This is a genomic window from Actinomadura sp. K4S16 (assembly GCF_008327685.1).
Taxonomy (GTDB): Bacteria; Actinomycetota; Actinomycetes; order Streptosporangiales; family Streptosporangiaceae; genus Spirillospora.
This window is the reverse complement of the sequence record NZ_BDDE01000015.1, coordinates 153,475-169,330: the sequence shown is the minus strand read 5'-3', so window position 1 is coordinate 169,330 and position 15,856 is coordinate 153,475. Positions and strand designations below refer to the sequence as shown.

The window sequence follows — 15,856 nt, the reverse complement described above, 5'->3', positions numbered from 1 at the left end:
TCATCTCAGGACCGTCGTGAAGACGACGTCCTTGAAGCGGTGCAGCGGTTCGGGGGTGCGCTCGACCTTCATGCGCAGGATCGCGCCCTGCCATGAGGCCAGCAGGAAGTCGGCCAGGTCCGGGGCGGGGACCGTGAGGGTGATCCGCCCCTGCGCCGCCGCCTCTTCGAGGCAGTGGACGAACGGCGCCCGCCACTCGGCGAAGATCTCGGCGAGCCGCGTCCGGATGGCCTCGCTGTGCTCGGCCGACTCCAGGCTCAGGTTCCCGACCAGGCAGCCGTGCCGCCATCCCCGGGCCTCCAGCCGGTCGATGATCGCGTCGAAGTAGCCGCGGAGCCGCTCGACCGGGTCCCGCTCGGCGCCGAGCGTCTCGGCGGTGAGCGACCGCACGTCCGCGAAGTAGCGGTCGAGGATCTCCAGGCCGAACGCCTCCTTGGAGGCGAAGTGGTTCGTGAACGACCCCTGCGGCACCGAGGCCGCGGAGGTGATCTCCCGGACGCCGGCGGCCGTGAACCCGCGCCGCCGGACCACCTCGAGACCCGCGTCGAGGATCTGCTCCTTGTTCGATGGTCTGGCCATGTTGAGCAATATGTACGAACGTATTGAGTTCGTCAAGCCAGGTCACGGCACTGGGCGTTGCGGAACTCTTCTCAGCCGCGGCCCGGCCGGCCGGGTCAGTCGTCCTCGTCGTGGGGGAGGCGGCGCCGGTCCCGGTCCGGGGCGGGGGTCTCGTCCCACCGGACGGGGTTCTCGTTCTCCTCCTTCTCGAAGAGCCGGACCCCGACCAGCTTGTCGTGCAGCTCCCGCGCGTTCGTCATGACGCCGCGGGCCAGGCAGATCACGACCACGAGCAGCGTCCCGAAGAACAGCCACGGCGCGGTGGCGGCGAGCGCGGTGAACACGCCCACGGTGACGGCGCGCAGCAGCGAGCCGCCGCCGAGGGCGGTGGTGAACACGACCGTGAGCGTGGCGGCGAGGAACACCAGCGGCGGGCTGACGACGAGCGTGAGCAGGTCGGCGGGACGCGTCGCGAACGCGGCGAGCGCGCAGCCGATCGCGAACCCGGCGCCGGCGAGCAGCGGCACGTCGAACCACCGCGACAGCAGCCCGCACAGCACCCCGGCGGCGAACATGACCACGATGCCGCCGCGCCCGGTGAGCGTGACCGGGCCCGGCGAGTCCGACCGGGGCGGACCGCCGCGCCGCCGCCGCGCCGGACGCTCCGGGGACGGCGAGGCGCCGCCCGGCGCGTCGCGTACCGTCGATGAACTCATCGCCACCTCTTCCCCGTGGGAGGCGGACCCCCCACACGCCCCGGCCCGCTCCGGTCACGGACGTTCCGCGGATCGCCCTGCTCGGGGACGTGCCCGCCGAGGCCCGCCGCTCCCGCGGCGGGACCGCGCAGGGTCTGCTCCCGATCAGGCAGATGGTCCTCGTCGTCGAAAAGTTCGTCGTATGCGGTCAGTTCGGCCGCGGAGAGGGCGCGGGGGCTCTCCTCGACAGGATGGGGGCTTTCCAGGCCGTCGTCCACCACTCCGAGCTCGTTCAGCTTGCGCGCGCTGACCAGGACGCGCGTCTCCAGGGACCCGACCGTCCGGTTGTAGGACTTGATCGCCCCGGTCAGCGCGCGGCCGAGCTCGTCGACGTGCTGCCCCATCGTCCCCAGCCGCTCGTACAGCTCCTTGCCCAGCTCGAAGACGGCGCGGGCGTTGCGCGAGAGGGCCGCCTGCTGCCAGGCATAGGACGCCGTCCGCAGCATCGTGACGAGCGTGGTCGGCGTGGCGATGTGCACCCGCCGCCTCATCGCGTACTCCAGCAGGCCGGGGTCGCGCTCCAGGGCGGGCGCCAGGAACGCCTCGCCCGGGATGAACAGCACGACGAACTCCGGCGCCGGGCTGAACGCCTGCCAGTACGACTTCGCCGACAGGCGGTCGACATGGTCGCGCAGGTGCCGCGCGTGCGCGTCCAGCCGTACGGGGTCGCCGCTCTCGGCGGCCTGCAGGTAGGCGGCCAGCGAGACCTTGGAGTCGACAACGATGTTCTTGCCGCCGACCAGCCGCACGACCATGTCGGGGCGGACCGTGCCGTCGGCCGTCACCGAACTGGCCTGCTCGTCGAAGTCGCAGTGGTGCGTCATCCCGGCCAGCTCCACGACGCGGCGGAGCTGGAGCTCGCCCCAGCGCCCCCTGGCCTCGGGCCGCTGCAGCGCCCGGACGAGCGACTGCGTCTCGCGCCGGAGCTGGTCGGAGCTCTGCCGGACGAAGTCGACCTGCTTGGCCAGCATGGCGTGCGACTCGCGGCGGCCCGTCTCCACCTCGCGGAGCTGCTCCTCCACCTTGGCGAGCGTCTCCTTGAGCGGCGCGACCAGGTGCTCGACGGCCTGCTGCCGCCGCTGCAGCTCCCCGGCGGCCTCGACGCCCGCCGCCTTGAGCCGCGCGTCAGCCAGCTCCAGGAACCGCTGGTTGCTGGCGTCCAGGGCCTTCGCCGACAGGTTCTCGAAGTGCTCGGCCATCCGCTCCTCGGCGTAGGCGAGCTTCTCCTCGGCCGCCCGCGCCCGCGCGATCAGCGCGCCCTGCCGGCCCGTCGCGAGCGCGTACCCGGCGACGGCGCCGAAGACGGCGCCGACGAGGAGTCCGGCGAACAGCGCGAGGTCCATCCGTTCATCGTGGCAGCGCGCCCGCGATCGGCGACCGCGACGCGCCGGGATGCCCCGCGTCACCGGACATTTGGCCCAGTGTTCACCAAGGGGAGGCCGTGCGGAGGTTCCGGGCAGCCCGAGGGGTCCGCGCGCGCCATAAACTTGACCGCCGTGAGCCTCTCCATCGGAATCGTCGGGCTGCCCAACGTCGGCAAGTCGACCCTCTTCAACGCGCTGACCAAGAACGACGCGCTGGCCGCCAACTACCCGTTCGCGACCATCGACCCCAACGTCGGCGTGGTCGGCGTGCCCGACCACCGGCTGACCGTGCTCGCCGAGGTGTTCGGCTCGCAGAAGATCATTCCGGCGACGATGGAGTTCGTCGACATCGCGGGCATCGTCAAGGGCGCGTCCGAGGGGCAGGGGCTCGGCAACAAGTTCCTCGCCAACATCCGGGAGACCAACGCGATCTGCCAGGTCATCCGGGCGTTCGAGGACCCGGACGTCACGCACGTGGACGGCGACGTCGTCCCGTCCCGCGACATCGAGACGATCAACACCGAGCTGATCCTGGCCGACCTCCAGACGATCGAGAGGGCGCTGCCGCGCCTCGACAAGGAGGCCCGGACCAAGAAGGACAAGGACAAGCTCGCCGTCGTCGAGGCCGTCAACGCCGCGCAGAAGCTCCTGAACGACGGCGTCACGCTGTTCGCGGGCGCCGAGCAGGCCGGAGTCGACCTCGCCCTCCTGCGCGAGCTGCACCTGCTCACCGCCAAGCCGTTCCTCTACGTCTTCAACCTGGACGAGAGCGAGCTGACCGACGAGGCCCTGCGCGAGCGCCTGCGCACCCTGGTCGCCCCCGCCGAGGCGATCTTCCTGGACGCCAAGATCGAGGCGGAGCTGATCGAGCTGCCCGACGACGAGGCGCTCGAACTGCTGCAGGGGATGGGGCAGGAGGAGTCCGGCCTGTCGCAGCTCGTCCGGATCGGGTTCGCGACCCTCGGCCTCCAGACCTATCTGACGGCGGGGCCCAAGGAGGCGCGCGCCTGGACGATCCGCAAGGGCGCCACCGCGCCGGAGGCCGCCGGCGTCATCCACACCGACTTCCAGCGCGGCTTCATCAAGGCCGAGATCGTCTCCTTCGACGACCTGACCGCGGCCGGCTCGATGGCCGCCGCCCGTACGGCCGGCAAGGTCCGCATGGAGGGCAAGGACTACGTCATGCAGGACGGCGACGTCGTGGAGTTCCGCTTCAACGTCTGACGATGATGCCGTAGGCGAGCGGTGGGGCCGCGGCCGGCCAGGGTTCCGGCGCGGCCGTGTCGGGCGGCGCCCCATGTGATTTTGGCGACACGCGAGGCCGTTCGGGCCCCTGTGCTCTGTGAGCTGCGTGTTTTGGCGTTGAGTGTCGTAAATATAACGCTATGTCCCATATTTTCGGGAAGCGGATTGCGGTCGCCGACGCCATCCCGTGACCAAGCAACTCCCCGAGGCGCCGCGCTTGTCCGGTACCGGGGCCGGCGCGCCGTTCGGAGGCCCGGATAGGGGAACGTCACCGTTTGGCAATCTTCCCCGTTCCTGCTGAGGTGGATTGCATTATCCACAACCGCGTGCCGGGGCTGTGCTTCGCCGGGATGCGCTGGAACAATTGACGCCCGTGGTTACCCTGGGCCCGAGGTGGGTTCAGAAAAGCCACCGGACATGACCAGCACACAGGACCGCGCCGACCGGGGGCGAGGCGCGAGCGGAGGCAGGATGGCTCGCAGGTCGGCCGTGGGACGCGGCCGTGACACCGCCGTCGTCGACGAGACCGCGGCGCCCGGCCGGGCGCTCGCGTCGTCCGCCGACCCGTGGGACCTGCCCGACCACGGCCGCGGGTCCGGAGGCGGCGGCTCGCGCGGCGGCGGCCGCTGGGGCGGCTCCGGCGGGCGCTGGTGGGTCTGGGTCGGCCGCGCCGTGCTGTGGGCGCTGATCATCGTCATCCTCGTCAACGGCGTCCGCGCCCCGTTCGAGCGGTTCACCTCCGCCGAGAAGGCCGGCGGCGCGGGCACCCCGTCCAAGCCCCCGAAGAACGCCGGGTTCCCGAGCAGCGCCGCGGGCGCGTTCGCCCTCCAGTTCGCCAACGTCTACCTCAACTACGACCAGAAGACCGCACCCGCCCGCGAGGCGCAGCTGAAGACCTTCCTGCCCGACGGCGCCGACGCCCAGTACGGGTGGAACGGCGTGGGCAAGATGCAGGTGCAGTCCGTCCAGGTCGCCGGCGTCGACGCCCGCGACGCCAACAACGCCACCGTGACGCTCCTGGCCCGCACCGCCGACCGCTGGCTCCGCCTCGCCGTCCCGGTGTACGCCGACCGGAGCGGCTCGCTGGTCGTCTCCGCCCGTCCCGCCCTGCTCCCCCCTCCGACCAAGGCGCAGCTTCCCCAGGACGGCGTCCAGGACCGCGACACGGCCCTCGAGACCGAGCTCCAGCCCTTCCTCGGCACCTTCTTCCAGGAGTACGCGACCGGCAACCAGGCGGCCCTGTCCCGCTTCTCCAACGGGACGACCATCGCCGGCCTGGCCAACTCCGTCACCTTCGTCCAGGTCAAGGAGGTCGTCGCGCCGAAGGGGCCCGGGGGCTCGCGCACCGTCACCGCGACCGTGGTGTGGCAGCCCGCCGGGGGCGGCGGCGGCGAGCTCGAGCAGAGCTACCAGATCGCCATGGTGAAGAAGGGAACGACCTGGCTCGTCCAGGACATTCGCGGCACCACGCAACCGAGCGCATCATGAGAGGCCGCGAAGTGAACACGACGAACCCCCAGCCCGACCGCCGACCAGGGAAGGTAGCCGATTCGATGTCGCAGCACGTCATGGCGCCGATTCCGCACGAAAACCCCGCGGCCGGCGAACTCGGGCCCGCCGTTCCTCCCGACCGCGTCCATTGCGGCGCCGTCCTTCCCGTTCACCCGCGAGATCACGCGCTTCGTCAATTCATCCGCCCGGCGATCGGAATCGGAGTGGTCCGCTAGTGCCCGACGACATCGAGACCACGGCCAAGGCGACCGCCGAGGCCCTCGGCGTGGACGTCTCCTGACCCAGACGGAGGTCCGAAGGCGGCACGGTGCCCGCGCAGTTAGGGGAGTAGGGGCGTGGATCTACCCACGTACACGAACATCTGGCGCATCGAGAAGCGGCTCTACAAGCTGTACGACCTGCGGCTTCCGATGCCGCTGCCGCTGGTCCAGATCGGCGTCTTCCTCGGCGTGTTCGTGCCGTGGATCGTGCTGCTCCGGGTCGTCGGGATCCCCTTCGAGTCCCCCTGGCACGTGCTCTACATCGTCCCGCCGGGCGTGCTCACCTGGATGGCGACCCGCCCCGTCATCGAGGGCAAGAGGCTCACGGAACTGCTGCTCTCCCAGGGCCGCTACCTCGCCGAGCCCCGCACCTGGTGCCGCCTGACCCCCATCCAGGAGCCCCGCGAGGTCGTCATCGTGGCCCGCGTCTGGCGCCGCGCCGGCGCCCCGGTCCCCGCGGCCGCGATGGAACGTGCCGCGATCAAGTCCCGCCGCCGCGGCCGCCGCCGCGCCGCCGAGCCGGAGCCCGCCGCGGCCCCCGCCGCGACCCCGGTCCCGGTCCAGGTCCCGCGCCCCGCGGCCGCCGCCGCGCCCCCGTCCCTGGTCGAGTACGCGGCCCAGCGCGAGGCCGTCCCCGCCGCCCAGCTCCCCGCCGCCCAGTTCTCCGCCCCCGAGCCCTCCGTGCCCCGTCCCGCCGAGCCCGAGCCCGCCGCCCCCGGCCCCGCCGTCCCGCCCAAGGCCTGGCGCCGCACCACCCGCGACATCGCGCACGAGGACGACGTCCTCCCGTTCGCCGCCGACGTCGAGCGCCCCCCGGCGACGCCGCGGCTGGAGGTGCCCCCACCCGGCCCGCCCCCGGGCTCCGGCAAGCGCGCCCTGGCCTCCGGCGTCCGCCGTCCAGGCGAACCGGCCGAGTTCTGGCAGGCCGTCCCGGCCGGCGACACCAGGCCCGACGTCCCCCAGCTGCCGCGCGCCGACGCCCGCCAGGCCGCCGAGGAGATCGCGAACGCCCCCGAACCCGCGGCGCCGAGCGTCCGGTGGGTGCGCCCCGCCGAGCCGGGCGACGGCGTCACGCGGCAGCCGCCCGCCGAGCCCGAGCAGGCGCACGCCGCGGAGGGCGAGCGCGTGCGCGCGCCGCGGGCGTTCAACGGCGAGCCCGGCGACAAGAAGGTCGCCGGAACCCGGATCCGGGCCCAGGGAACACCCGCCCCCCAGCGCCCCACCCCCACCCGCCCCGACATCCCGATGGTCCCCGGAGCCTTCGGCGCCCAAAACCCCAGCCCGGCACAACCCCCAAGGCACGCCACCGCCCACACGACCCCGCCCGCCACCCCGGAACAGGAGCCCGCACGGCCGGAGGACTCGTCGCCGTCCACCCAGGACACCCCGCGCCCCGCGTCGCCCACGCAACACGTGACGCAGCCGGAAGACCCAGCACCCCAGGCAGACTCGCCCGCCAAGCCAGAGCAGGAAGCCGCCCGGTCGGAGAACTCGTCGCCGTCCGCACAGGACGCCGCGCGCTTGGCGCAGCCTTCCGCCTCGCCTGCGCAGCATGTGACGCGGCCGGAGCACCCGGCGGCCCAGGCCGAGTCGCCCACCGCGTCGGAGCAGGAAGCCGCGCGGGCGCGGTCGGCGCAGCCGCCCATGCCGACGGAGCGGCCCGCCGCAGAAGCGGAGTCGCCTGCCACGCCGGAGCCGGAAGCGGCACGAGCGGGGGAGTCCTCGCCGTCCGCGCAGGACACTCCGCGTCCCGCGTCGCCTGTGACGCGGCCGGAGCGCCCGGCGGCGCAGGCGGAGTCGCCCGCCGCGGCGGAGCGGGCCGCTGACTCGGAGGGGGGCGGTGCGGAGTCGCCGGCGCCTCACGCGCCTTCGGGGCGGCCTGTGCTGCGGCCGGAGCAACCCGTCATGTGGTCGGGGCGTCCCGCCGCGCGGCCCGAGCAGCCCGCTGCGCGGTCGGGCACCGAGGAGGCGGGTGCCGAAGCGGAGCGTGGCGGCGCGGCTGGGGGTCCGCCCGTGCCGCCGGAGCGGCGTCCTGGATGGTCGGGGCAGCGGCCGGAGGCGCCCGCCGCCGCGGCGGAGCAGGCTGGTGCGCCGCCCGCGCCGCACCAGCAGGTGCCCATGGTGCGGCCCGCCTCGCCGCCGGAGCAGCCCGGGGTGCTGCGGGAGCCGCCCAGGCCCTGGTCCCAGGGGCTGTCCAAGCCGCAGCGGCCCGCGGTCCCCGGCGGCCTCGGCCGCCCGGACGCGCCGGAGCCCCCGCCGGCCGAGCCTCCGGCGGTCGCGGAGCCGCCGCGTCCGGTGGAGGAGGAGGCGCCGCCGCGGGAGGTCCGGTCGCAGCCCGCCTCGCCCGTCCGGCCGCGGCCCCTGCCGCCGCCCCCGGCGCCCCCGCCGTCGGGTCCGGCGATCACCCCGCCCGGTCCCGAGCACGAGGTGACCTCCGGCGGGCTGCGGCGGCTCATCCACGCGGTCGGCGGCGGGCACGGCGAGGTCGACGCCGACTACCAGCAGCGGATCCAGCAGCCGTTCCACGGGACGCGGCACGTCGTCGTGCTGGGGTGCACCGGCGGGGCGGGGCAGACCGTCACCGCGCTGATGCTGGGGCACACGTTCGCGCAGCACAACGGCGAGCCGGTCGTCGCGATCGACGTGAACCCCGGGCCGGGCGCGCTCGCGCGGCGCACCCGCAGCGACACGAACGAGACGCTGACCGGTCTCATCACGCGCGCCGACCAGGTGTCCAGCCTCACCGCGATGCGCCGGTACACCTCGCAGGCCAAGTCCGGGCTCGACGTCATCGCGGCGGGAAAGAACCCGCTGCAGGCGCTCGACGACCGCGACTACGCGCTCGCGATCCGCACGCTCGACAAGTTCTACTCGGTGACGCTGCTCGACGCGGCCGCCGCCGTGGTCGCGCGCGTCCTGCCGTACGCCGACCAGATCGTCCTCGTCGCGCCGGCGAGCGCCGACGCGCCCCGGGCCGTCGCGATGACGTTCGAGTGGCTGGACGGCCACGGTTACGAGGAGCTGCGGTCCCGCGCGGTGACGGTCATCAACGGGGTGAGCCGCCGCAGCATGGACGACGTCGAGCAGGCCGAGGCCGTGGCGCGCGGGCGCTGCCGGGCCCTGGTGCGCATTCCATGGGACGATCACCTGAGCATGGACCGCGCGCCGCGCAACGAGCTGAAGTCGTTGCGCACGCCGACGCGGCGTGCCTATCTTGCCCTCGCCGGCGTCGTGGCCGGCGGCTTCACCGTCATGCCCGAGCGTTACCAGGAGCTTCAGCAGGAGCAGGAGGCCACCCGATGAGCGCCCCTCGCGGGCATCGAGCGGAGACCGTAGTGAACCGGGCATTGCTGGCGGACCCGCCTGACGTTCATGACCGTCCGGATTGCGAACACTCTCCCGGGCAGCCCTGTGCGGCCGCCCGCGCGAGGAGAGAATCGTTGATCGGAACCGGCGTCGGGAGGACGGCATGAGCAAGTCGAGCCGACTGGCCGTGCGGTACTTCGACGACCGCGTCCTGCTGACCGACAGCGCCGCCTGGGCGTACTTCCGGCTGCCCACGGTGTCCTACGAGTTCACGACCGGTGAGGAGCGCGAGGCGCTCGCCACCAACATCACCATCGCGCTCGCCGGCATCCGCATGCAGGACGCCGAGGTCCACCTGCGGATCGCGCACCGGACGTATCCGGCGGCGGAGTGGGCGCTGGCCCTGGACCGGACGTCCGACGGCGGTCCCGGGTGGCGGGAGTACCTGGAGGAGACCTATGCCCACGTGTGGGCCAAGGACTTCTGGACCAAGGAGGTCTACCTCGGGGTGCGGCTCGGCCCGCGCGGCATGGGCGCACAGCTGTCGGGCGGCGTCCTGTCGCAGCTCCTCAAGGCCTACAAGCGCAGCGAGAACGTCCTCGGCGTGCACGACGACGCGGTCGACAAGAAGGAGATCGCGCGCTGGACGGAGCAGGCCGAGCGGATCGGCCGCGCGCTCGGCGGGTCCGCCCTGTACGCGAGGCACGCCACCTCCACCGAGGTGGCGTGGCTGTTCCAGCACGCGGTGACGGGCTCGCTGGCCGACCCGCCGCCGTCCGCCGTCCCGCGCAGGACGTGGGGCAAGGGCGAGATCGAGTCGCTGGTGGAGGGCGCCATCCACAACGGGCGCTCGTACCTGCGGATCGAGCAGCCGAACTTCACCGGCGCGGGCGGCGGCGCCACCGCCGCCTCCTACGTCGCCTACCTGTCGTTCGCGCGGTTCCCCGACATGATGCCGTTCCCGGACGGCGAGCCCTGGTTCCACTATGCCGACGCGCTCCCGTTCCCCGTCGAGATCAGCGCGCGGATGAAGCTGGTCCCGCCGGCGAAGGCGTCCAAGGACGTCTCGCGCAAGCTCGCGCACGCCCGCGACATGGACCAGCACATCCGGGAGGCGGGCGCGGAGGCGCCGATCGCGCTCGCCGAGCAGATCGACGCGGCCCGGATGCTGGAGCACGGCATCACCAAGGAGCGGCTGCCGTTCGTGTACGGGTGGCACCGGCTGATCGTGTCCGCGCCGACCGAGGACCTGCTCGCGCAGCGCGTGGACGCCGTCGTCGAGCACTACCGCGACATCGGCATCGACGTCGTCAACTCGACCGGCGACCAGTTCTCGCTGTTCCTGGAGTCGCTGCCCGGCGACCAGATCCGGCTGAACGCCTACGCGCAGCGCCAGCCGCTGCGCACCATCGCGGGCGGGATGCCGGTCGCGACCGTCGACCTCGGCGACCGAACCGACGACGAGGGCGAGGGCTGGGTCGGCCCGTACATCGGCGAGACGCTCGGCCGTGCCCGGGCCATCGTGCACTTCGACCCGCTCGTCGCGGCGGCCCGCAACCGCCCGACGGCCGTCGCGATCACCGGTGAGCCCGGCGGCGGCAAGACCACGCTCGCGCTGCTGCTGATCTACCAGATGTCGCTGCGCGGCGTCACCGTCGCGGCGATCGACCCGAAGGGCGACGCCGAGTCGCTCGTGGAGCTGCTCAAGGCGCGCGGCAGGAAGGCGCGCATCCTGCCGCTCGGCTCGGCGGCGCCCGGGCTGCTCGACCCGTTCTCCTTCGGCGACGACCTCGCCACCAAGAAGATGATGGCGACCGAGACGCTGCGGCTGCTGCTCCCACGCATGTCGGAGGAGCGCGAGTCCGCGATGATCCAGGCGGTCGGCGCGGTCGCCAACGCCGAGCGGCCTTCGCTCGGCCGCGTCGTCGACTACCTGGAAGGCGCCGACGACCCGGCGTCCAAGAACCTCGGCGCGGTGCTCCGCTCGATGTCGGAGATGCGGCTCGCGCGGCTGTGCTTCGACCCGTCCGGCGGCGAGCGCATCGACACCGCCGGCTGGACGACCGTGTTCACGCTCGGCGGGCTCACCCTCCCGGACGTCACGATCCCGCGGGAGGACTACTCCTACGAGCAGCGGCTGTCGGTCGCGCTGATGTACCTGGTGTCGCAGTTCGCGCGGCGGCTGATGCACGGCCTCGACCGGCGGCTGCCGAAGGCCATCTTCCTGGACGAGGCGTGGGCGATCACCTCGACGCCGGAGGGCGCCAAGCTCGTGCCCGAGGTGTCGCGCATGGGACGCTCCCGCAACACCGCGCTGATCCTGGTCTCCCAGAACGCGGGCGACCTGCTGAACGAACAGGTGACGAACTGCCTGTCTTCGGTGTTCTCGTTCCGCTCCACCGAGCGGGTCGAGGTCGGCAACGTCATGTCCCTACTCGGGGTCGAGACGTCCGACGAGCACAAGGCCGTGCTGCGCAACCTCGGCAACGGCGAATGCATCTTCCGTGACCTCGACGGCCGAGCGGGGCGCATCGGCGTCGACCTGATCTCCGAGGAACTGCAGCGTTGGCTGGACACCAACCCGACCCGGTCCCGTCCGGGCACGTCCGAACTGACCGTCGCGGGGGCCGAGGTCGAGGAGGTCTCCCGATGAGGGGTTCCCGCAACGGGACGGCGCGCCTGCAGCGCTCGCCCGGCGAAGGACTCGACCGCAAGGCCCTAGGCCGGTCCCGCCGTCGTACCATCCGCCGCCGGCGGCCGCGCACCCGCCGCTCGATACTGCTGCTGACCATCATGGCGCTGCTCATGGTGGGGCCGATGTCCCCGGCGTCCGCGGCCCCTCCGATTCCGGGCCTGTCGAATCCGCTGAACGACGTGTGCAGACCGGCCGATCATCCCTCGCCCGAGCGATACGGGTCCGGGACGGACGGCATGATCAAGCCGCCCGACTACCCGGACGAGAAGCTCCAGAAGACCCCCGTCGAACGGCTCACCTACTACGACCGGTACGGCACCGCCGGGCAGACCTGGTACGCGGTCGACATGGGCTGCTCGGACGCGATGTCGATGATGGGCAACGCGATCGCGAACACCCTGTTCACCGTGGTCCGGACGGTCGACCGGACGACGATCAGCGTCTACCAGGCGGCCGCGTCGGAGTCGATGCTGAGCTGGCTGAAGGACACCGTCGACGGGGTCATCATCAACATCGGCAAGACCTTCAACGCCCGCTACTGGTCGTGGGTGGTCATCCTCGGCGCGATGTGGCTCGCCTGGTGGGGCCTCGTCCGCAGGCGGGCGAGCAAGGTCACCGAGGGCGTCGTCTGGATGATCGCCGCGATGGTGGCGCTGGTCTGGCTGATCGCGCGGCCCGCCGACTTCACCACGCTCGGGACGAAGGTCTCCGAGGCGACCAGCGCCGCCTTCAGCGCCGCGCTGCCGCCGAGCGATACCACGGGCGGGACGTGCGTTCCCGTCCCCAACGGCAAGCCCGATCCGGCGACGTCGCAGAGCATCGACGCGACGTCCCGCAACGCGAACGCGCTGTGGGTGGCGCTGGTCTGCAAGCCGTGGCTGCAGGGCGAGTTCGGCACCAGCGATCCCAATGCGAAGATCATTAAGCAGAACGCCGACAAGCTGCTCTGGTCGCAGGCGGTCGACCTTCCGGAGACGTACGGGACGAACAAGGTCGACCTGGGAAAGAAGAGTGACGCCTACAAGGACGTCACGAAGGACATCAAGGACAACCATCCCGAGAACTACGCCCTGTTCCAGGGCAAGGACTGGCAGAACCGGCTGGGGGTGGCGATCATCGCGCTGTTCGCGGCCCTGGTCGCGGGCATGCTCATCCTGGTCATCTCGACCGCGCTGATCGTCGTGAAGATCGCGTTCCTGCTGCTCCTCGTCGCGGGGCCGATCTTCCTCGGGATCGGTATCCATCCGGGTGTCGGCCGCGTCATCGCCATGCGCTGGCTCGAACTGCTGCTGTCCATGCTGCTGAAGCAGGCCGCGCTCATCGGTGTGCTCTCGCTGCTGCTGTGGGCGTACAGCCTGATCCTCGGCGAGACGCTGCCCTGGGGCCTCCAGGTGCTGCTGATCGCGCTGGTGACGTTCGCGGCGTTCGTGTACCGCAAGCCGTTCCAGCACCTGTTCTCCGCCGTCGGCTACTCCGCGGTCGGGGCCCGGGAGAAGGGCGAGGCGGAATTCGGCAAGTCGGTCGCGGCGGCCCGCAAGAGCACCGAGGCGATACCGCCGGTGGCCGCCTACCAGATGTTCCGCAAGGCCAAGGAGGACCCGGCTGTGGCCGCGGCCATCATCGGCGGAGTGACGGGCGGCGCGACGACCGGCGCGATGGCCGGCGCGATGAACTCGGCCGACAAGTCGGCGCCCGGCGCGGGCGCGGAGCAGTCGCCCGAGGACGCCCCGGTCCTCGCGGCCAAGCCCCGCGGCGCGGGCGCCGCGGGCGCGGCGACCGCGCAGGGCCGGTCCAAGCGCGGTGCTCCCCCGCTGAACCTGCCGACCAGGGCGGGCGCGCTCGGCGACCGCCGTACGGACGGCGGCAAGGCGGCCGCCGCCCGGCCCGGCGTCGTCGTCGCCAAGGGCGACGACGACGCGGGAGACGGAGGCGGGTCGGGCTCCGGCAAGGGCACCATCCGCCCGACCTCCTGGGCGGGGCGGGGCGGAACCGGCGGCGGTGTCTCCGGCGGTGGCGGCAGCGGCGGCTCGGGCGGCGGCTCGGGCGGCGGTGGATCGTCCGGCGGTTCTGGCGGTGGCTCGGGCGGCGGCGGTGGCTGGTTCTCCGGTGGCGGACGCTCGTCCGGCTCCGTTGACCGCGGTCGCGGGCGTTCGGGCGGTGGCTCGGGCCGTTCGGGCGGCTCCGGTGGCGGCGGCTGGTTCTCCGGGGGCGGCAACGGCGGCTCTGGCGGCGGTTCGGGTGGTTCGGGCGGTTCGGGCGGAGGGTCCGGCGGCGGGTCCGGGGGCGTCCCCCGGCAGCGCGGCCGCTCCGGCGGCTCGGGCGGCTCGGGCGGCGGCTCTTCGCGTCCCGAGCCGGGCGGGCGGCGGCAGCCCCCGCCGCTGTGGGGCAGGAGCGGCTCCGACGCCTCCCCGCCGATCCCGTTCTGGCTGCGTCCGGCCGACCGCCGGTCCGGTGAGGCGGATCGGGACGAGTGATGAACCTGACCGACCGGCGGCGCAAACTCCTGTTCGCGGGTCTCGTCGTGCTGCTGGCGGCCGTCGGCGTCTACCTGACGGTCGCCGCACCCTCCGGTGAGTCCGACGACGAGGCGCAGGCGCGCCCGAGCGCCACGGTGTCGCCGGCGCCCGCGTCGCCGCCACCGGGGATCCACAGCACCGTGAATCCGAACGACTTCGACGTCTACCGGCTGCTGCCGTTCTCCCGGCAGGAGTTCGCCACGGCGGCCGACCTCGCGCAGCGGTTCGTCGCCGCCTACGGGACGTACCGCTACGACGAGACGCCCCAGGCCTACGTGGCGCAGTTCGCCGGTCTGGCCACCGAGGACCTCGGGCAGCGCCTCGGCCAGGGGATGGCGACGCCCGCGATGGTGGAGGAGCGCCGCAAGGAGCAGTTCGTCGCGCAGGGGGCCGCGTCCCTCGACGAGGTACGCGACATCGAGAACAACTCGATCATCTTCCTGGTGACCGGCCGCCAGCAGGTCACGAAGAACGGCCGGACGAGCAGCGACAGCAAGCAGTACGCGGTCACCGTGACGAGGAACGGCGGCTCGATGAAGGTCTACTCGTTCGAGCCGGCGGACGCCGGGCAGGCGGGTGACACGGGATGAGCACGCGGATCCTGCTGGTCGTCGGCGGCATCGCGGTCGCCGGGATCATGTTCGTGGCGCTGATCTTCGTCCCGATCCTGTTCGGCACGGGCCAGTTCCTGTTCGGCGGCGGGATCGGCGGCGGCGGCGGATGCGTGGACACCGCCGGCGCCGGCGCGCAGCCCGCGGCGGCGAACGACGCGAAGGCCGTCCCGGCGGACTACCTGAAGCTGTACCAGGAGGCGGGAAAGAAGTACGGCATCCCCTGGAACGTCCTGGCGGGCGTCGGCAAGGTCGAGACCGACCACGGCAGGTCGACGATGCCGGGCGTGTCCAGCGGGGAGAACTACGCGGGCGCGGGCGGCCCCATGCAGTTCCTGGAGCCGACGTTCAAGGCGTTCGCGGTGGACGGCGACAAGGACGGCAAGAAGGACCGCTACGACCCGGCGGACGCGATCCCGACGGCCGCGGCCTACCTCAAGCACAACGGCGCCCCGGACCGGATGCGCACCGCGATCTTCCAGTACAACCACTCGTGGGACTACGTGGACCTCGTCCTGGACTGGGCGAAGCGCTACGTCGGCGGCGAGTTCAAGGTCGTCCAGGCCAACGGGATCAACTGCGAGGACAACCAGCTCCCCGCCAACGTCAGCGCCCTCGTCAAGACGATCATCGCGTTCGCCATGGCGCAGCGCGGCAAGCCGTACGTGTTCGGGGCGAACGGGCCGGACGCCTACGACTGCTCCAGCCTGATCCAGGCCGCGTACCGGCAGGTCGGCCTGAACCTCCCGCGCACGACGTTCGAGCAGTGGCCGTTCGGCGTGAAGATCCCCAAGGGCAAGGAGCAGCCGGGCGATCTGGTGTTCTTCAACTCCGGCCCCGGGACGTCGCCGGACAACCCCGGCCACGTCGGGATGGTCATCGGCGGCGGCAAGATGATCGTGGCGAGCTGCTCGTCGTGCGTGCCCGCGATCGGCGTCAAGACGTACAAGAAGGCGAACTGGGTCGGGGTGACCCGCCCGCTGGCGCGGCCCGACTTCAAGAAGAAGGTGTCGGAGCTGGCCGCGCGGCAGTGA

The 15,856-nt window shown here is 72.6% G+C and carries 10 protein-coding genes; 7 read left to right on the top strand and 3 right to left on the bottom strand.

The features are described from left to right. From K4S16_RS21980 to rmuC, 3 genes are all read right to left on the bottom strand, one after another. Positions 1-579, bottom strand: coding sequence for a TetR/AcrR family transcriptional regulator (locus K4S16_RS21980; protein WP_149260896.1), 579 nt, complete (start codon positions 577-579; stop codon positions 1-3). A gap of 95 nt (positions 580-674) precedes the next feature. Beyond that, entirely contained in the window at positions 675-1,274 is a 600-nt protein-coding gene (locus tag K4S16_RS21975) for a DUF6542 domain-containing protein (RefSeq protein WP_149260895.1), read from the bottom strand. Next, positions 1,271-2,656, bottom strand: coding sequence for a DNA recombination protein RmuC (rmuC, locus tag K4S16_RS21970; RefSeq protein WP_235036978.1), 1,386 nt, complete (start codon positions 2,654-2,656; stop codon positions 1,271-1,273). The genes K4S16_RS21975 and rmuC overlap by 4 nt, the downstream gene beginning before the upstream one ends. A gap of 153 nt (positions 2,657-2,809) precedes the next feature. Between rmuC and ychF the strand changes: the two genes are divergently transcribed. From ychF to K4S16_RS21935, 7 genes are all read left to right on the top strand, one after another. Next, positions 2,810-3,901, top strand: coding sequence for a redox-regulated ATPase YchF (gene ychF / locus K4S16_RS21965; protein ID WP_149260894.1), 1,092 nt, complete (start codon positions 2,810-2,812; stop codon positions 3,899-3,901). Positions 3,902-4,393: 492 nt separating this feature from the next. Next, positions 4,394-5,410: a conjugal transfer protein gene (locus K4S16_RS21960; protein ID WP_235036977.1), complete on the top strand. Its 1,017-nt coding sequence runs from the start codon at positions 4,394-4,396 to the stop codon at positions 5,408-5,410. Positions 5,411-5,769: 359 nt separating this feature from the next. Beyond that, complete coding sequence (locus K4S16_RS21955; RefSeq protein ID WP_149260893.1) at positions 5,770-8,997, top strand: TcpE family conjugal transfer membrane protein; 3,228 nt, start codon at positions 5,770-5,772, stop codon at positions 8,995-8,997. A gap of 166 nt (positions 8,998-9,163) precedes the next feature. Further along, on the top strand, positions 9,164-11,653 hold the full coding sequence (locus K4S16_RS21950; RefSeq protein ID WP_149260892.1) for an ATP-binding protein: 2,490 nt from the start codon (positions 9,164-9,166) through the stop codon (positions 11,651-11,653). After that, positions 11,650-14,169 carry a type IV secretion system protein gene (locus tag K4S16_RS21945; protein ID WP_149260891.1) on the top strand — a complete coding sequence of 840 codons (2,520 nt, stop codon included), beginning with the start codon at positions 11,650-11,652 and terminating at the stop codon, positions 14,167-14,169. The genes K4S16_RS21950 and K4S16_RS21945 overlap by 4 nt, the downstream gene beginning before the upstream one ends. Further along, positions 14,169-14,801 carry a hypothetical protein gene (locus K4S16_RS21940; protein WP_149260890.1) on the top strand — a complete coding sequence of 211 codons (633 nt, stop codon included), beginning with the start codon at positions 14,169-14,171 and terminating at the stop codon, positions 14,799-14,801. The genes K4S16_RS21945 and K4S16_RS21940 overlap by 1 nt, the downstream gene beginning before the upstream one ends. Further along, positions 14,798-15,856, top strand: coding sequence for a bifunctional lytic transglycosylase/C40 family peptidase (locus tag K4S16_RS21935; protein WP_149260889.1), 1,059 nt, complete (start codon positions 14,798-14,800; stop codon positions 15,854-15,856). Before K4S16_RS21940 ends, K4S16_RS21935 begins: the two co-directional genes overlap by 4 nt.